Genomic DNA, 16,942 nt, shown 5'->3' on the forward strand with positions numbered 1-16,942 from the left:
GATGCATCTGCTGCGCACCACGCCGGGCGGCTTCGTCGACGATACCCAGGGCGTCGTCCGGATCGACCAGCAGCCGGCCGACATCGTGATCCTGAGCTCGGCCGACACGACGCTGTCGCTCCTCGCGAGCGTCGTGCCGCTCCTGCCGGCCGGCTTCCCGAGCGTGCGGCTCGCGAACGTCACGTTCCTGCGGCAGCCGGCGTCGGTCGACTTCTACGTCGACGACGTGCTGCAGCACGCGAAGTCGGTCGTGATCGATCATCTCGGCGGCGAGGCGTACTGGCCGTACGGGATCGAGCAGGCCGTGTCGCTCGCGTCGAAGCGCAAGCAGTCGCTCGCGATGTTTTCGGGCGACCTGCAGGAAGACCCGAACCTCGTCGCGAAAAGCACCGTCGCGCCCGACCTGTGCCGGCTGTGGTGGCGCTATCTGCGGGAAGGCGGCGTGCACAACGCCGAGGCGCTGCTGCGCAGCATTGCATTCCACACCCTCGGGTTCGGTGAAGCGCCCGAGTTGCCGCGCCCGCTGCCGGCCGCCGCGCTGTATCACCCGGCGCGCGACCGCGCGAGCGTCGACGACTGGCGGCCGCGCTGGACGCCCGGTGCGCCCGTCGTCGCGATCCTGTTCTATCGCGCGCACTGGCAGGCCGCGAACACGGCCGTGTTCGACGCGCTGGCCGATGCGCTCGTCGAGGCAGGGCTGAATCCGCTGCCGATCGCGGTCACGTCGCTGAAGGACGCGGTGAGCCGCGAAGTCATCACGGCGCTCTGCGACACGCACGACGTCGCGCTCGTGCTGAACACGACCGCATTCGCGGCCGGCGCGATCGACAGCCCCGAGCACGACGTGCTCGCCGGCGACGCGCCGGTGCTGCAGGTGATCCTGTCCGGCGGCAATCGCGACGCGTGGGTGGCCGACAACCAGGGCCTGCATGCGCGCGATATCGCGATGCACATCGCGCTGCCCGAGGTCGACGGCCGCATCGTCACGCGCGCGGTGAGTTTCAAGGGGCTTGCGTACCGCTGCCCGCACACCGAGGTCGACGTCGTGCGCTACCAGCCGGACGCCGAGCGGATCGCGTTCGTCGCGGCGCTCGCGCGCGGCTGGTGCCGGCTGCGCACGCTCGACAACGCCGACAAGCGCGTCGCACTGATTCTCGCGAACTATCCGCAAAGCGAAGGGCGGATCGGCAACGGCGTCGGGCTCGACACGCCGGCGTCCGCGCTGCGCGTGCTCGCGGCGCTGCGCGACGCGGGCTACACGGTGGCCGACCTGCCGCCCGACGGCGACGCGCTGATCGCGCGGCTCACCGAAGGCGTGACCAATGACGCGGCCGTGCATGCGCTGCGCCCCGCGTTCCAGAGCTTCCCGCTGGCCGACTACGTCGCCCGTTTCGCGCGGCTGCCTGCTGCCGTGCGCGACGCGCTGAACGAACGTTGGGGGCCGCCCGAAGCCGACCCGACGCTGCGGCAAGGGCGCTTCACGATCGCCGGCTGGCGCGCGGGCAACGTGTTCGTCGGTATCCAGCCGTCGCGCTCGCGCGGCGAGAACGACTACGCGAGCTACCACGACGCGGATCTCGTGCCGCCGCACGCGTATCTCGCGTTCTATTTCTGGCTGCGCGATGCGTACCGCATCGACGCGGTCATCCATCTCGGCAAGCACGGCAACCTCGAATGGCTGCCGGGCAAGAGCGTTGCGCTGTCCGACGCGTGCTGGCCCGACCTGACGCTCGGGCCGCTGCCGCACCTGTACCCGTTCATCGTCAACGATCCGGGCGAGGGCAGCCAGGCGAAGCGCCGCGCGCAGGCCGTCATCATCGATCACCTGATGCCGTCGCTCACCCGTGCGGAAAACTACGGCCCGCTGCAGGATCTCGAGCGGCAGGTCGACGAATACTACGAAGCGCTGATGGTCGATGCGCGGCGCGCGAAGCTGCTGCGCAAGACGATCCTCGCAACGATCGCCGAGCACCGGCTGCACGATGAGCTGAGCGTGTCGCCGCCGCGCGATACGGGCGACGAGGATGCACTGCTCACACGCGTCGACGCGTGGCTGTGCGAACTGAAGGAAGCGCAGATCCGCGACGGGTTGCATGTGTTCGGCGAATCGCCGATCGATCGTCAACGGCGCGACACGCTGCTGGCGCTCGCGCGCTTTCCGATTGGAGACGGCAAGGGCACGCGCGCCGGACTGATCGGTGCGCTGGCACGCGATCTCGCACTCGGCGACGACTTCGATCCGCTCGCGGCCGACTGGGCCGCGCCGTGGGCCGGGCCGCGACCGGCGATCCTGCAGGCGCTCGACGCATCGCCGTGGCGCCATGCGGGCGATACGCGCGAGCGGCTCGAACGGCTCGCGCAGCAATGGCTGGACGGGCTGTGCGCAACGAGCGACGGCAACAGGGCCACCGACGCGACGCCCCCCGGCGATTGGCCGCACACGCTCGCGGTGATCGAGCGCGTCCGCGCGACGCTGCTGCCCGCGCTCGACGCGTGCGGCGGCGAGGAAATGCGCCAGTTGCTGCGCGGGCTCGACGGCCGCTTCGTGCCGCCGGGGCCAAGCGGCTCGCCGTCGCGCGGCCGCCCCGACGTGCTGCCGACCGGCCGCAATTTCTACTCGGTCGACACGCGCGCGGTGCCGACGCAGGCCGCATGGTCGCTCGGCCTGAAATCCGCACAGCAACTGATCGAGCGCCATCTGCAGGATCATGGCGACTATCCGCGCGCGATCGGCCTGTCGGTCTGGGGCACGGCGACGATGCGCACGGGCGGCGATGACATCGCTCAGGCTTTCGCGCTGCTCGGCGTGCGGCCGAAATGGGCGCATGGCAGCCACCGCGTGACCGACTTCGAGATCCTGCCGATCGAGATCTTCGACCGGCCGCGCATCGACGTGACGCTGCGTGTGTCGGGCTTCTTCCGCGACGCGTTCCCGAACCTGATGCACCTGTTCGACGCGGCCGTGCAGGCGGTGGCCGCGCTCGACGAGCCCGAGGAACTGAACCCGATCCGCGCGCGCATCGAGCGCGAACGCGCGAAGTGGGTCGCGCAGGGCGTGGCGCCGGACGAGGCGCGGCGCCGCGCCGGCTGGCGCGTGTTCGGCGCGCGACCGGGCAGCTACGGCGCGGGCCTGCAGGACCTGATCGACCAGCGCCGCTGGCAGACCGACGCCGATCTCGCCGATGCGTACCGCCGGTGGGGCGGCCATGCATATGCGCAGAACAGCGCGGGCGACGCCGCGGCCGACGTGTTCGGCGAGCGGCTCGCGACGATCGACGTCGTCGTGCAGAACCAGGACAGCCGCGAGCACGACATCCTCGATTCGAACGACTACTACCAGTTCCAGGGCGGGATGACGGCCGCCGTGCGGCACCTGTCGGGGCAGCAGCCGAGCATCTACCATGGCGACCACGCGAACCCGGTCGCGCCGAAGATGCGCACGCTGCGGGAGGAAATCGCACGCGTGATCCGCTCGCGCGTCGTCAACCCGAAATGGCTCGACGGCGTGAAGCGCCATGGCTACAAGGGCGCGGCCGAGCTGGCCGCGACCGTCGACTACCTGTACGGCTATGACGCGACCGCGCGCGTGCTGTCCGACCACCAGTACGCGCTCGTCGCCGACGCGTACCTGTTCGACGACGCCACCCGCGCGTTCCTCGAACGGCACAATCCGAAGGCGCTGCACGACATCTGCGAACGCTTCGTCGAGGCGATGCAGCGCGGCCTGTGGCAGCAGCCGGGCGAGTATCGCGAACGGATCGAAGCGGTCTGGCTCGCGAGCGAACAACTCCAGGAAGGGGGACGGCGATGACCGATCCGACGACGCACCGCGCCCGCGCGGTTTTTCCGTTTGCGGCGCTCGTTGCGCAGGATGCGCTGCAGCAGGCGCTGCTGCTCGCCGCGATCGACCCGTCGCTCGGCGGCGTGCTCGTGAGCGGGCCGCGCGGCACCGCGAAATCGACCGCGGCGCGCGGCCTCGCGGAGCTGCTGCCCGAAGGGCAGTTCGTCACGCTGCCGCTGTCGGCGAGCGACGAGCAGGTGACGGGGACGCTCGATCTCGCGCATGCACTCGCTGAAAACGGCGTGCGCTTCCGCCCGGGCCTGCTCGCGAGGGCGCATCTCGGCGTGCTGTATGTCGACGAAGTGAACCTGCTCGCCGACGGGCTCGTCGATACGCTGCTCGATGTCGCCGCGAGCGGCGTGAACATCGTCGAACGCGATGGCGTGTCGCACGCGCATGATGCCCGTTTCGTGCTCATCGGTACGATGAATCCCGAGGAGGGCGAACTGCGTCCGCAGCTGCTCGACCGCTTCGGCTTGATGGTCGAGCTGGAAAACTGCTTCGACGCCGCGCAGCGCGAGCGGATCGTGAAGGCGCGGCTCGCGTTCGATCTCGATCCGGATGCGTTCCGCGCACGTCATGCATCCGCGCAGCGCGCACTCGGCGACCGGATTCACGCGGCGCGCGCACGGCTGGCGGCGCTCGATTTCGACGATACGGTTCACGCGCGCGTCGGTGCGCTGTGCATCGACGCAGCCGTCGACGGGCTGCGCGCCGATCTCGTGATGCTGCGCGCGGCGCGCGCGCTCGCCGCACTGGAGCAGGCCGATGCGGTGACGGTATCGCATGTGGAGCGTGTGGCCGACGCGGTGCTGCGGCACCGGCGCCATGCGGGCACGCCCCCATCGTCCGCGTCGTCGCAGCACCGCGATGAGCGCGACGGCCGTTCTCCGCCCGATGCGCGTGAGCGCCCCGACGATCCGCCGGGCGCGGCGAAGAACGATGCCACGGCATCACAGGGCGACTGGGGCTACCTGCCGCCCGAACCGGCCGGGCTGCGCGACGTGAAAGGCGTGGTGCCGCTGCCGCTAAAAAAACGCTGAGCCATCGAGCCGACGCCGCTGCGAACGCCGTTCGCGGTCCTCGATGGCAATCAGGCGCAGCCGCGCGCGTGCCGGGTACGGCCCGCACGGGCGCGGCCGTTGCATGGCCCGCGACGCTCGCCGCGAAACGCGGCGGCCCGCTGCATCACAGCCATCTGCGCTTCCGGAAGCGCGCCGGCACGCCGGACGCGCTGCATTGCTTCGTGCTCGACTGCTCGGCGTCGATGCTGTCGCACGAGCGACTCGCGCTGGCGAAGGGGCTGATCGTCGCGTATTTCGACCAGGCCGCGCGCGACCGTGTCGAAACCGCGCTGATCTGCTTCGGCGGCAATGGCGCAGCGCGCCGCTTCGGCCCGGCCGTCCCGCGCTGGTGGAATGCGCGCTGGCTCGAACCGGTCGAAGGCGGCGGCGGCACGCCGCTCGCGGACGGCATCGCGGCCGCCGCGCAGTTGCTCGTGCACGCGGCACGGCGCGAGCCGGGCAAGCAGCGCTGGCTGTGGGTGCTGTCCGACGGACGCACGCACGAGATGCCCGCGAAACCCGCGGCGGCCGATCACGTCGTGTTCGTCGACTTCGACGATGCGGCCGTGCGGATCGGGCAGGGCGCGCGGCTGGCCGCGGCATGGGGCGCGCAGTGGGTGGCGGCCGACGCGCTGTACACGGGGCGCGCCGGCTGATGGCCGGCCGTCGGTGCGTTATGATCGCCGCTTCTGCTGCTCACTGGAAACACCCGCCATGCAAGTACTGGTCGATGCCGACGCGTGTCCCGCCGTCATCAAGGACATGCTGTTTCGCGCCGCGCGTCGTGCCGAAATCTGCGTGACGCTGGTCGCGAACCAGTTTCTGCGCACGCCGCCGTCGCCGTTCATCAAGGCAGTGCAGGTGCCGGCCGGCTTCGACGTGGCCGATGCTCGCATCGTCGAGATGGTGGAAGCCGGCGATCTCGTGATCACCGCGGACATTCCGCTGGCCGCTGCCGTGCTCGACAAGGGCGCGCATGCGCTCGACCCGCGTGGCAACTGGTTCAGCCGCGAGAACATCGAGGAACGCCTGTCGACGCGCGCGATGATGGATCAGTTGCGCAGCGCCGGCATCGACACGGGCGGGCCGGCGCCGTTCAGCGCGCGCGACGGCAAGGCGTTCGCATCGCAGCTCGACCGGTTCCTGGCGCGGCACGGCAAGCCTTGAGGTCGGGTCGAGACGACCGCGTGCCGTGATCGTCCTGCGCGGGGCGGCACGCGCACGCGCCATGCGCCACATCACCGAATCCGCATTGAATCGCGCTCATTGCCCCTGCGGGGATGCACGTTCGCGCCGACGCTGCTATCGTGGCGCAAACCACAACACAGGAGCGCACGCGTGTCACCGACTCAACTTCTCGTTCCGACCTTCACCCAGATGCTGCGCGCACAATCCGCGTGGCTCGACAAGGCCGTCGCACATCGGCAGGCCGCGGGCGAATCGCCCGACGCGGCGATGACACTGAGGCTTGCGCCCGACATGTACCCGCTCGCGGCACAGGTGCGCTTCTCGTGCTTCCAGGCGACGGAGCCCGTCCACCGGCTGCGCGGCGAACCGGTGCCGGCTTCACTGCTCGCGTTGCGCGAGGCGGGATGGAATGCGGATGCGCAGCCCGGCACGCTCGCCGACGCGCAGGCGATCATCGCCGGCACGCTCGCCTTTCTCGGCGAACTCGCGCCGGATGAGCTCGATGGCGGTGCCGCGCTGCCGATCGCGCTCGAAATGCCGAACGGGATCGCGTTCGACATGACGGGCGAGCAGTACGCGCGCGACTGGGCGCTGCCGCAGTTCTCCTTCCACGCGATCGCCGCATACGCGATCCTGCGCCACCATGGCGTCGAACTCGGCAAGGCCGACTACGTGCCGCACATGCTCGCGTACGTCCGTCCGGGCACGATTCCGCAGGGGTGAGCCGGCAGGCGCCGGGCAACCTCGAAGCGACATGACGCGGGCACTCTTCATCTGCAGCCGCAACCGGCTGCGCAGTCCGACGGCCGAAGCGGTATTCGCCGCGTGGCCGGGCGTCGAAACCGACTCGGCGGGCCTCGCGCCCGATGCGGACACGCGCCTGTCCGCCGAGCAGCTCGACTGGGCCGATGTCGTATTCGTGATGGAGCGTGCGCACAAGGCGAGGCTGGCGGCGCAATACGGCGCGCAGCTGCGGCACAAGAAGATCGTCTGCCTCGATATTCCCGACCGCTACGCGTACATGCAGCCCGAACTCGTCATGCTGCTCGAACGCAAGGCCGGCCCGTTCCTGCGCACGTGAGCGGCGCGGGTGACGGGGCCGTCAGCGTAGCCGGCCGTTCGCGATCGCAGTAAAACAGTCGAGACGCAGCAGCTCGATGATCTTGCGCGTCGGCACGCTCGCACGAAGCGTGTCGAGCCGGTCGACGGTGAACCACTTGCAGCGGGCGATCTCGTTGCTCGCACGCGGCGTCAGGTGCGCCGGCACGTCGGCCACGAACACGTGATGGAGCTTCGTCAGCCCGCCGAACTGCACCGCGTAGTCGAGTACGAGCCCCTCCAGCCGCGTTTCCTCGGCAAGCTCCCGCAGTGCAGCATCGAGCGGCGTCTCGCCGCGCCGGATCGTGCCGCCCGGCAGCGACCAACGCGACGCGGTGCGGGCGACCAGCAGCACGCTGCTGCGCTGACGGCACACGATCGTGGCGCGTTCCTTGATGACGGCGAGAGTGTCCAGCCCGGTACTCATGTTCGGTAAAACAGGTGCTGAATCGTGGAGAAAATGCGCGTCGGCGGCGCGTGACCCGGCAGCAGGCCGCGACGGCGTACAGGCAGCCGCATCGATGTTAGCGGCCGTTCATGACAGTTCCGTGCACGGTGTCGCGGGACGGAAAACGTGTCACGCGTGCGTATAGATCCCGCTGCGCGTCGGCTTCGCGTGGCGCGGCTGGCGGCGCTTGTGAACGGCTCGCCGATGGCGGGGCGGCGGCGTTACGTGCCGGCGCGCGGGCGCGGGCCGTGCGCTCGGCGCAGCGCCCGCCATCCCGGTCTGTCCTTCGCCGAAATGGAAGGTCTGGGTTTGCGCGTGTCCGACGCCCAGCGTCGACGCCAGCATGAAGGCCGCCAGCAGCATCCGTTTCATGAATAATCCGCCCGATTTTTTTGAGATGAAGATTGCCCGCCAGCTTAGCGAAAGGCGGGGCGCCCCCGCAACCGGCCCGTGTTCGGTGTCGCCCCCACTTGCGCACGACGGCATCTTCCGCACGCCCTCAGGGTGCCGCCGGGGTTGACAACATAATTCCTGAGTGTGAATATAAATTCACGCACAAGAATTATTCATCGCATCCGGAAGGTGGCGCCGCAGGCGCCGGGCCTGCCGGAACCGGCAGTCCGATCAACCGGAACCAGGAGCGGGACGCATGGCGGAACACAAGCAGCAGGGCGCGCTGGCGGGATTGCGCATCATCGATCTGTCGCGGGTGCTGGGCGGCCCGTATGCAACGCAGATCCTGGCCGACCACGGCGCGGAGGTGATCAAGGTCGAGCCGCCGTCCGGCGACGAAACGCGCACCTGGGGCCCGCCGTTCGACGGCGATACCGCGTCGTACTTCCTCGGCGTGAACCGCAACAAGCTCGGCATCGCGCTCGACCTGACGCAACCGGCCGACCGCGAGCGGCTGCTCGGCCTGCTCGAACATGCGGACGCCATCGTCGAGAACTTCAAGATCGGCACGATGGAGCGCTGGGGGCTCGGCTTCGACACGCTGCATGCGCGCTTTCCGCGCCTCGTCCATTGCCGCGTGTCGGGCTTCGGCGCGGACGGCCCGCTCGGCGGGCTGCCCGGCTACGACGCGGCCGTGCAGGCGCTCGCGGGGCTGATGAGCGTCAATGGCGAAGCCGGCGGCGCGCCGCTGCGGGTCGGCGTGCCGATCGTCGATCTCGTGACCGGGCTGAACGCGGCGCTCGGCGTGCTGATGGCGCTGCGCGAGCGCGACGCGAGCGGCCGCGGCCAGTTCGTCGAATCGACGCTGTTCGACTGCGCGCTGTCGATCCTGCATCCGCATACGCCGAACTTCTTCCATTCGGGGCATGCCCCCGTACGCTCCGGCAATGCGCATCCGAACATCACGCCGTACGACAGCTTTCCGACGGCGAGCGTCGACATCTTTCTGGCGGTGGGCAACAACGGGCAGTTCGCGGGGCTGTGCGACGTGCTCGGCACGCGCGACTGGCTCGACGATCCGCGCTTCGCGGACAACCGTGCGCGCAGCGCGAACCGCGCCGCACTGCGCACGCTGCTCGAGACGGCGCTGGCCGGACACGACGGCGCGGCACTCGCCGAGCAGCTGATGCGCCGCGGCGTGCCGTGCGCGCCGGTGCTCGGGCTCGATGCGGCGCTCGACCATCCGCATGTCGCGCATCGGCAGATGAAAGTCGAGCTGGGCCGGCATCGCGGCATCGCGTCGCCGATCAAGCTCGGCCGCACGCCGGCCACGTACCGGCGGGCGCCGCCCGCGCTGAACGAACACGCGGCGCAGGTGTTCGCTAGCGCCAACGCTAGCGATAGCGACCACGACACACGCCGGGACTGACCGGCCTCGCTGCCGCCGGCCGTGCCGCGCGCCCGACGGCGCCGCACGGCCATGTGTGCCGCCCGACCATTCGAACACCACGCCGGGCCCCGCGCGGGCGCACCGGCTGAAGAGGAGACGCATCATGCTTGCATGGATCGGCGCGATCGCCATCGTCGCGCTGTTCGGCCTGATCATCACGAAGCGGCTGTCGCCGCTCGTCGCGTTGATCGTCGTGCCGGTGGCCGCGTCGCTCGCGGCCGGTTTCGGGCTCGCGACCGGCAAGTTCATCGTGCACGGCGTACAGAACATCGGCCCGATCGCCGGGATGTTCGTTTTTGCGATTCTTTTTTTCGGAATCCTCACCGATGCCGGCATGCTCGACCCGATCATCGCGGGCGTGCTGCGCGTGATCGGCTGCCATCCGCCGCGCATCGTGATGGGCTCGGCGCTGCTCGCGCTGCTGATCCATCTCGACGGCTCGGGCGCCGTCACGTTTCTCGTCACGCTGCCCGCGATGATGCCGCTCTATACACGGCTCGGGATGGATCGCCGCATCCTCGCGTGCGTCGCTTCGATGGCCGCCGGCGTGAATTTCCTGCCGTGGGTCGGGCCGATGCTGCGCGCGTCGGCGGCGCTGCACATTCCCGGTTCCGCGATCTTCATGCCGATGATTCCGGTGCAGATCGTCGGGCTCGCGTTCGTGTTCGGCACCGCCTACGTGCTCGGCGTGCGTGAGGCGAAGCGGCTCGGGCTCGATCGTGCCGGTGCCGCGTCGCTCGCGATCGCGCCGCGCGCGCTGACCGACGCCGAGCGCGCATTGCGCCGGCCGGAACGCTTCCGGATCAATCTCGTGCTGACGCTCGTCGTGCTCGTCACGCTCGTGTCGGGCATCGTCGACCCGATGGTGATGTTCATGCTCGGCACGGTCGCCGCGCTCGTGATCAACTACCCGGACGTGCAGGCCCAGCGCGAGCGGATCGACGCGCATGCCAGGGCCGCGCTGATGATGGCGAGCGTGCTGCTCGCGGCCGGCGCGTTCACCGGGATCATGTCCGGCACCGGGATGCTGAAGGCGATGGCGGACGTGGTCGTCGCGCACGTGCCGGTCGAGCATGCGCGCCACATGCCGTTCGTGCTCGGGCTGCTGTCGATGCCGCTCAGCCTGCTGTTCGACCCCGATTCGTTCTACTTCGGCGTGCTGCCGGTGCTCGCGGAAAGCGCGAAGCTGCTCGGCGTGCCGCCGATCCAGATGGCGCAGGCCGCGCTGCTCGGCCAGATGACGACGGGCTTCCCGGTGAGCCCGCTCACGCCCGCGACGTTCCTGATCGTCGGCCTGACCGGCGTCGAGCTGGCCGAGCACCAGAAATTCACGATTCCGTTCCTGTTTGCCGCCACGGTGCTGATGGTGTTCGCCGCCGTCATCGTGGGCGTGTTTCCGTTGTGAGCGCCCCAGGCCTGCCGCTTCGTGCCGGTGCTCCGAGGGGGCAATCCCGCAACGGGAGGTTCTTCGAAGCGGAAGCCTCGACGCCGCCGGGCGTTTTCCTTCTTGAGAGCGGCGCGGCCGCTCAGCCTTTTCCAGGAGAGCATTCCATGCAGTTCGACCTGACCGATGACCAGCGCGCGATCGAAAGCGCGATCGAGAAAATCTGCGCGCGCTTCGGCGACGACTACTGGCTCGAACGCGATCGCGCGGGCGGGTTTCCGGCCGATTTCCACGCGGCGCTCGCCGAGGCCGGCTGGCTCGGCATCGCGATGGACCCGGCCCATGGCGGCGCCGGCCTCGGGATGACCGAGGCCGCGCTGATGATGCGCACGATCAGCGCATCGGGCGCCGGCCTGTCGGGCGCGTCGGCCGTCCACATGAACATCTTCGGGCTGAACCCGGTGCAGGTGTTCGGCAACGACGCGCAGAAGGCGCGCTTCCTGCCGCCGCTGATCGCCGGGCGCGACAAGGCGTGCTTCGCGGTGACGGAACCCGACGCGGGCCTCGACACCACGCACCTGAGCACGCAGGCCCGCCGCGACGGCGACCACTACGTGCTGAGCGGACGCAAGATCTGGATCTCGACCGCGCAGGTTGCGAACAAGATGCTGATCATCGCGCGCACGACGCCGCTCGACCGGGTCGCGAAGCCGACCGACGGGCTGAGCCTGTTCTATACCGATCTCGACCGGTCGCGCGTCGAGGTGCGCGAGATCGAGAAGATGGGCCGCAAGGCGGTCGATTCGAACATGCTGTTCATCGACAACCTGCGCGTGCCGGAAGGCGACCTGATCGGCAACGAAGGCGACGGCTTCCGCTACCTGCTGCACGGGCTGAATCCCGAACGGATCCTGATCGCCGCGGAGGCGATCGGGCTGGGTCAGGCCGCGCTGCGCCGCGCGACGCAGTACGCGTGCGAACGCGTCGTGTTCGGCCGCTCGATCGGGCAGAACCAGTCGATCCAGCATCCGCTCGCGCAGGCGTGGATGCAGCTCGAGGCCGCGTGGCTGATGGTGATGAAAGCCGCGACGCGCTACGACGCGGGGCAGTCGTGCGGCGCGGAGGCCAACGCCGCGAAATACCTCGGCGCGGAAGCCGCGTTCCAGGCCTGCCAGACGGCCGTCGCGACGCACGGTGGGATGGGCTACGCGAAGGAATACCATGTCGAGCGCTACCTGCGCGAGTGTATGATTCCGAGGCTCGCGCCCGTGAGCCCGCAACTGATCCTGTGCTACATCGCGGAGAAGGTGCTCGGGCTGCCGAAGTCGTACTGACCGGTCCGACCCGGCGGCCGGCCCGGCGCGCGGTTTCCCGTTCCGATTCAAGCGCTCGTCATGGACGTCAAACTCGTTGCCCGCACGCTCGACCTGTTCGAGCTGTTCGCCGCCGAACGGCGGCCGCTGCCGCTCACCGAACTCGCGCGCCTGCTCAATGTGCCGGCGTCGAGCTGCCTCGCGATGGCGCGCACGCTCGTGAGCCGCGGCTACCTGTATGAAGTACGCAAGCGCGGCGGCTACTATCCGACGCGCCGCCTGCAGACGATCGCCGCCGCGATCGACGCGACCGATCCGGTCGTCGACATCGTCCATCCGCATCTCGTCGCGCTGCGCGACGCGAGCCGCGAGACAGCCGTGCTCGGCAAGATCCAGGGCGTCTCGGTCACGTACCTCGACGTCGTCGAATCGGAGCAGGCGATCCGCTATACGCGCGCGCCGGGCGAACTGCGCCCGCTGCATGCGAACTCGATCGGCAAGGCGATTTTCGCGGAACTGGACGGCGACGCGCAGCAGGCGCTCGGCGCGCAGTTGCCGTTCGAGCGCTTCACCGACGCGACGGTGGCGGACTTGCCCGCGCTCGTCGCGCAAACCGCGCGGTTTCGCGAACTCGGCTGGGCCGAGAACTTCGGCGAGAGTGCGCCCGAGCTGTCGGCGATCGCGGTCGCGCTGACGCTCGACGGCGACTGGTACGGGTTGTCGGTGGTCGGGCCGACCGAGCGGATCCGCCAGCATCGCGATACGCATGCGGCGCGGCTCGTCGATGCGAAGGCGAGGCTGCTGGCCGAGCACGCGCGCGGCTGAAAGCGGGCAGGGCGCGCCGACCAGCGGGCCGTCCGCCGGCGATCCGGTAGCTGGCGATCGCCGTGAACGGCCCCCGATGCGCCGGCCTGAAGCCTAGCGACGGCCGATATGCCGCATCACGACTTCACCCACACACCGCCCGCACTCGGGTTGTCGCCCTGCGTCCACCATTTCGCGCAGTATTTCGCGCCCTGGTACATCACGCAGGTGCCGCCTGAGTACGCGGTCGTTGCCGACCACGTGGCGGTGCCGCCGCCCACGGCCTTCCACACGGCGGCCTGGCCGGGCACGTCGCCCTGCGTCCACCATTGCGCCTGGTACGTCGTGCCTTGATAGGTGACCGTCGCGCCGGCCGTATAGACCTGGCCGGCCGCCCAGGGCGCGCCCGGCTGCGGCGTGCCGCCGTCCGAGCCGCCGCCGTAGTTCGGGTCCTGCGTGACGCCCGTGCCCCACTTGCCGTCGAGCTGCTTGAAGATCGTCGCGAACGCGTACGGCTGCTGCGCGACGCCCGAGCAGGTCGGCGACGCATACGTGCCGCCTGACGCGCACGCCTGGTCGCGGCCGACCGACCAGTTGCCGAAGAAACCGTAGCCGTTGCCAACGGCCGCGTTCAGCACGCTCTGCGCGTTCGCGAGCGTGAAGGTTTCGCCCTGCACGTCGTTCACGCCGATCATCGGCGTGACGCCGACCATCTGCCACAGCTGGGCATTGGTCTTCGGCTGGCCGGCCGACTTGAAGGCCGTATCGAGCTGCGAGTACAGCGCCTGCGCGGCACTGATCGCGGCCGCACCCATGTCGAGGTTCGCGGGGCCGTAGTCCATCGCCATCACGTTCACCGCATCGAACACGGTCTGGTTCGAGATCGCCGCGTTGACGATGTTCAGGCCGTCCTGCGTGAGCCCGGTCGGCATCGTCGGCAGCGTCAGCGTGACGTGCAGCGGCTTGCCTTTCGCCGCATAGCTCGCCTGCAACTGCGTGACCGCCTGGAAGTTGCGCGCGACCGCGGCCGTGTCCAGCTGCGACACGCCCTCGATGTCGAAGTCGAGATGCGTGAGGCCGTACGTGTCGATCACGGTCTGGTACGCGCTCGCCAGCGCGGGCACCGTCGTGCACGCCTGCATCAGCGGCGTGCCGTTCGCACCGCCGAACGACACCGCGACGTCACCGCCTTTCGCGCGATAGCTCGCGATCGACGTCGACAGTGCGGTCAAGAGGCCGCCGCTCGCGCCGTTGCCGATCGGCTGCACGCCGCCCCACGACGGCACACAGCCGTTACCCGCGACCACGAACGCGAGTGTGAACTGCTGGATACCTTGCCGGACGCCGATCTGGTCGACGAGCGGCGTCGGATAGAGCGTCACGTCGACATAAGGCGCATAGACGCCGGCGCCCTGGGACACGCTCGCCACTGCAAGCAGGCAACCCGCGGCAACTGCACGCGGGATGAAACGCGGCAACACTTTGTTGTTCATTGTGTTCTCCAAGTGGAAGAGGGATACGCTGGCCCGCGTATCGCCGCCGGTCGTGCGACCGGGCATGCCCGGCCGGCGGCGTGCCCATCTTGGAGGATTCGCATCGATTAGTGAATAGTCAGGAGTTCTTTTTGTTATTTGATTCCCGATACGTAACGATCTTGCCGATTCGACACAGTTACGGCATGCGTGACGCGGGTGATTTTCCCGATCGAACGATCGGTCACGCGCGACGCGACGCGCGTCGTTCGCGTCGCATCAGGACGATGCCGGTTGCGCAAGCGAGCGTGCCAGCGCGACGAAGCGCTCGACGCACGCCGACGCGAACGGCTCGTTCCACGACACGATCTGCTCGACCGCGCGCGTGCCGGCAAGCGGTACGTAGACGACGCCCGGACGCTGCAGCGTCGCCGTGAAGCCGGGCACGATCGCGATGCCGCGCTCGGCGGCCACCAGCGACACGAGCGTCGCGATCTGTGCCGCGGTCGCGCCGATCCTGGGCGCGAACCCGGCTTGCGCGCACAGGTCGTCCAGTGCGGCCGTCAATGCCGAACCGTAACCGGGTGGAAAGGTGACGAAGGTTGCGTGCGCAAGCTCCGCGACGTCGACGCTCTCATGGCCCGCGAGCGGATCGCCGGCCGGCACGGCCGCGACGAGCGGTTCGCGCGACACGACGAGCGACGCCACCGGCACGCCGGGCGCGCCGTCCCACGCCCAGCCGAATCCGATATCCATCGTGCCGTCCGCGATCTGCTGGCGCTGGCTGGCGGTCGCCGCCTCGCGGAACGCGAGTTCGACGTCGGGCATCGTCCGGCTCGCGACACGGATCACGTCCGGGAACGTGTCGGACATCGGAATCGAACTCGCATAGCCGATCACGATGCGCCCGGCGATGCCCTGCGCGATCTTGCGCGCACTCGCTTCTGCCTCGGCGGCCGCGCTGACGACGTGGCGCGCATGCTCGAGGAACGCGGCGCCTTCCGGCGTCAGCCGCACCGCACGGGTCGAGCGCTCGAACAGCCGGACGCCGAGCTCGCTTTCCAGCGCGGCGATATGGCGCGTCAGCGGCGGCTGCGCGACCCGCAGGCGCAACGCCGCGCGGCCGAAGTGCAGTTCGTCGGCGACGACCACGAAATAACGGAGGCGGCGCAGGTCGAGCATTGTTGTCGTTCCGGTATCAATGGCGGTGAAAACGGTATTGGCGTGCACGCGGCGCACTCGTCAGACTGTCGGCATCGACGACCAGGCAGCTCCGATGAACGACAGGACCACGCGCATCGCGTTCTTTCTCTGCGGCTTCGCCGCGTTTCTGAATCTGTATTCGACGCAGGGCATCCTGCACGAACTCGCGGCCACCTTCGGCGTCAGCGCGGAGCGCGCGGGGCAGGGCGTGAGCGCCACCACGACGGCCGTCGCCATTATCGCGCCGTTCGTCGGCGTGCTGGCCGCGCGCATCGAGCGGCGCGTCGCGATCTCGCTGGCCGCGGTGGCAGTTGCACTGCCGGTCGTGTGGTCCGCGCACGCGGGCAGTTTCGCGTCGTTTCTCGGCGCGCGCTTTGCCGCCGGCCTGGTGATGCCCTTTATTTTCGCGCTGTCGATCGCCTATATCGCCGAGCGCTTCGATCGCGGCACGTCGGCCGAGATCAGCGCGCTGTTCGTCGCCGGCACGACGCTCGGCGGTTTCGCCGGCCGCTTCGCGACCAATCTGATGACGTCGATGTGGGGCTGGCGTCATGCGCTCGACGTCGTCGCGGCGCTGTGTCTCGTGACGGGCGTCGCGATCTACGCGAGCCTGCCGGCGTCCGGTGTCATCGCGCGGCGCGCCGACCACGATGCGGATGCCGGTGCGGGGCCGTCGTGGCGCATCGTCACGCGCGGCCCGCTGCTCGCGTCGTTCGCGATCGGCGCATGCGTGCTCGCGTCGCAGGTCGCGACGTTCACGTTCGTCGGCCTGCGCCTGGCCCGGGCGCCATTCGGCTTCGGCACGGTCGGGATCGGCGCGATCTATGCGGTGTTTCTGGTGGCGGTGGTCGTGACGCCGCTGGCCGGGCGCCTCGCGCGGCATCGCGGCCCGCGCGCACCGGGGCTTGCCGCTGCCGCACTCGCGATCGGCGGGGCGTTGCTGACGCTGTCCGACAACGTGCCGGTGATCCTGGCCGGCCTCGCGCTCAGCTCGACCGCCGTGTTCGTCGAACAGGCGTCGGCCAACACGTTCATCTCGCAGGCGGCGTCGAGCGCACGCTCGACGGCAATCGGCATCTACCTGTCCTGCTATTACTTCGGCGGCAGCCTCGGCTCGATCCTGCCGGTGCCCGGCTGGCATCGCTGGGGATGGGCCGGCTGCGTCGCGTTCGTGGTCGTGGCGCAGGCCATCGTCGGCGTGCTCGTGTACCGGTTCTGGCGAGCCGGCGGCGCGGCCGGCACCGCGCCTGCCGACGCGCGCAGCGTCACGCCGGTGCGATAGCC

15 protein-coding genes are annotated in these 16,942 nt (G+C 69.6%); 11 read left to right on the plus strand and 4 right to left on the minus strand.

Going from position 1 to position 16,942, the window contains the following annotated elements; genetic code table 11:
* Window position 1: 1 nt before the first annotated feature.
* From cobN to BDI24065_RS04690, 6 genes are all read left to right on the plus strand, one after another.
* Complete coding sequence (cobN, locus tag BDI24065_RS04665) at window positions 2–3,811, plus strand: cobaltochelatase subunit CobN (RefSeq protein ID WP_175030200.1); 3,810 nt, start codon at window positions 2–4, stop codon at window positions 3,809–3,811.
* Entirely contained in the window at window positions 3,808–4,884 is a 1,077-nt protein-coding gene (locus BDI24065_RS04670; RefSeq protein ID WP_175030201.1) for an ATP-binding protein, read from the plus strand. Before cobN ends, BDI24065_RS04670 begins: the two co-directional genes overlap by 4 nt.
* A gap of 68 nt (window positions 4,885–4,952) precedes the next feature.
* Window positions 4,953–5,561 (plus strand): vWA domain-containing protein, encoded by a 609-nt coding sequence (locus BDI24065_RS04675; protein WP_175030202.1) that lies wholly within the window; start codon window positions 4,953–4,955, stop codon window positions 5,559–5,561.
* A gap of 58 nt (window positions 5,562–5,619) precedes the next feature.
* Window positions 5,620–6,072, plus strand: coding sequence for a YaiI/YqxD family protein (locus tag BDI24065_RS04680; protein ID WP_175030203.1), 453 nt, complete (start codon window positions 5,620–5,622; stop codon window positions 6,070–6,072).
* A 171-nt stretch (window positions 6,073–6,243) separates the two neighbouring features.
* Window positions 6,244–6,816 carry a DUF1993 domain-containing protein gene (locus BDI24065_RS04685; RefSeq protein ID WP_175030204.1) on the plus strand — a complete coding sequence of 191 codons (573 nt, stop codon included), beginning with the start codon at window positions 6,244–6,246 and terminating at the stop codon, window positions 6,814–6,816.
* Window positions 6,817–6,847: 31 nt separating this feature from the next.
* A complete protein-coding gene (locus tag BDI24065_RS04690) occupies window positions 6,848–7,174 on the plus strand; it encodes a low molecular weight protein tyrosine phosphatase family protein (protein WP_175030205.1) in 327 nt (108 codons plus the stop codon).
* 21 nt (window positions 7,175–7,195) lie between these two features.
* Here BDI24065_RS04690 and BDI24065_RS04695 read toward each other — a convergent pair whose 3' ends face one another.
* Entirely contained in the window at window positions 7,196–7,618 is a 423-nt protein-coding gene (locus tag BDI24065_RS04695; protein WP_175030206.1) for an NUDIX hydrolase, read from the minus strand.
* A gap of 150 nt (window positions 7,619–7,768) precedes the next feature.
* Window positions 7,769–8,011, minus strand: a complete 243-nt coding sequence (locus BDI24065_RS04700) for a hypothetical protein (RefSeq protein WP_175030207.1) — start codon at window positions 8,009–8,011, stop codon at window positions 7,769–7,771.
* Window positions 8,012–8,288: 277 nt separating this feature from the next.
* Here BDI24065_RS04700 and BDI24065_RS04705 point away from each other — a divergent pair, with 277 nt between their 5' ends.
* The 4 genes from BDI24065_RS04705 to BDI24065_RS04720 all read left to right on the plus strand — a co-directional run bounded on the left by BDI24065_RS04705 (window position 8,289) and on the right by BDI24065_RS04720 (window position 13,004).
* On the plus strand, window positions 8,289–9,461 hold the full coding sequence (locus tag BDI24065_RS04705) for a CaiB/BaiF CoA transferase family protein (protein ID WP_175030208.1): 1,173 nt from the start codon (window positions 8,289–8,291) through the stop codon (window positions 9,459–9,461).
* A gap of 124 nt (window positions 9,462–9,585) precedes the next feature.
* A complete protein-coding gene (locus tag BDI24065_RS04710; RefSeq protein ID WP_175030209.1) occupies window positions 9,586–10,887 on the plus strand; it encodes a CitMHS family transporter in 1,302 nt (433 codons plus the stop codon).
* Window positions 10,888–11,033: 146 nt separating this feature from the next.
* On the plus strand, window positions 11,034–12,200 hold the full coding sequence (locus BDI24065_RS04715) for an acyl-CoA dehydrogenase family protein (protein ID WP_175030210.1): 1,167 nt from the start codon (window positions 11,034–11,036) through the stop codon (window positions 12,198–12,200).
* Between the two features lie 60 nt (window positions 12,201–12,260).
* Entirely contained in the window at window positions 12,261–13,004 is a 744-nt protein-coding gene (locus tag BDI24065_RS04720; RefSeq protein ID WP_175030211.1) for an IclR family transcriptional regulator, read from the plus strand.
* A 116-nt stretch (window positions 13,005–13,120) separates the two neighbouring features.
* Here BDI24065_RS04720 and BDI24065_RS04725 read toward each other — a convergent pair whose 3' ends face one another.
* Complete coding sequence (locus BDI24065_RS04725) at window positions 13,121–14,476, minus strand: chitinase (protein WP_175030212.1); 1,356 nt, start codon at window positions 14,474–14,476, stop codon at window positions 13,121–13,123.
* Between the two features lie 258 nt (window positions 14,477–14,734).
* Window positions 14,735–15,637: a LysR substrate-binding domain-containing protein gene (locus BDI24065_RS04730; RefSeq protein WP_175030213.1), complete on the minus strand. Its 903-nt coding sequence runs from the start codon at window positions 15,635–15,637 to the stop codon at window positions 14,735–14,737.
* 94 nt (window positions 15,638–15,731) lie between these two features.
* Between BDI24065_RS04730 and BDI24065_RS04735 the strand changes: the two genes are divergently transcribed.
* Entirely contained in the window at window positions 15,732–16,940 is a 1,209-nt protein-coding gene (locus tag BDI24065_RS04735) for an MFS transporter (RefSeq protein WP_175030214.1), read from the plus strand.
* Window positions 16,941–16,942: the final 2 nt, after the last annotated feature.

Source organism: Burkholderia lata (assembly GCF_902499025.1).
Lineage (GTDB): Bacteria > Pseudomonadota > Gammaproteobacteria > Burkholderiales > Burkholderiaceae > Burkholderia > Burkholderia lata_C.

Coding starts and splice junctions, on each gene's coding strand:
- cobN (WP_175030200.1), top strand. CDS start 2: ATGCATCTGCTGCGCACCACGCCGGGCGGCTTCGTCGACGATACCCAG.
- BDI24065_RS04670 (WP_175030201.1), top strand. CDS start 3,808: ATGACCGATCCGACGACGCACCGCGCCCGCGCGGTTTTTCCGTTTGCG.
- BDI24065_RS04680 (WP_175030203.1), top strand. CDS start 5,620: ATGCAAGTACTGGTCGATGCCGACGCGTGTCCCGCCGTCATCAAGGAC.
- BDI24065_RS04690 (WP_175030205.1), top strand. CDS start 6,848: ATGACGCGGGCACTCTTCATCTGCAGCCGCAACCGGCTGCGCAGTCCG.
- BDI24065_RS04695 (WP_175030206.1), bottom strand. CDS start 7,618: ATGAGTACCGGGCTGGACACTCTCGCCGTCATCAAGGAACGCGCCACG.
- BDI24065_RS04700 (WP_175030207.1), bottom strand. CDS start 8,011: ATGAAACGGATGCTGCTGGCGGCCTTCATGCTGGCGTCGACGCTGGGC.
- BDI24065_RS04705 (WP_175030208.1), top strand. CDS start 8,289: ATGGCGGAACACAAGCAGCAGGGCGCGCTGGCGGGATTGCGCATCATC.
- BDI24065_RS04710 (WP_175030209.1), top strand. CDS start 9,586: ATGCTTGCATGGATCGGCGCGATCGCCATCGTCGCGCTGTTCGGCCTG.
- BDI24065_RS04715 (WP_175030210.1), top strand. CDS start 11,034: ATGCAGTTCGACCTGACCGATGACCAGCGCGCGATCGAAAGCGCGATC.
- BDI24065_RS04720 (WP_175030211.1), top strand. CDS start 12,261: ATGGACGTCAAACTCGTTGCCCGCACGCTCGACCTGTTCGAGCTGTTC.
- BDI24065_RS04725 (WP_175030212.1), bottom strand. CDS start 14,476: ATGAACAACAAAGTGTTGCCGCGTTTCATCCCGCGTGCAGTTGCCGCG.
- BDI24065_RS04730 (WP_175030213.1), bottom strand. CDS start 15,637: ATGCTCGACCTGCGCCGCCTCCGTTATTTCGTGGTCGTCGCCGACGAA.
- BDI24065_RS04735 (WP_175030214.1), top strand. CDS start 15,732: ATGAACGACAGGACCACGCGCATCGCGTTCTTTCTCTGCGGCTTCGCC.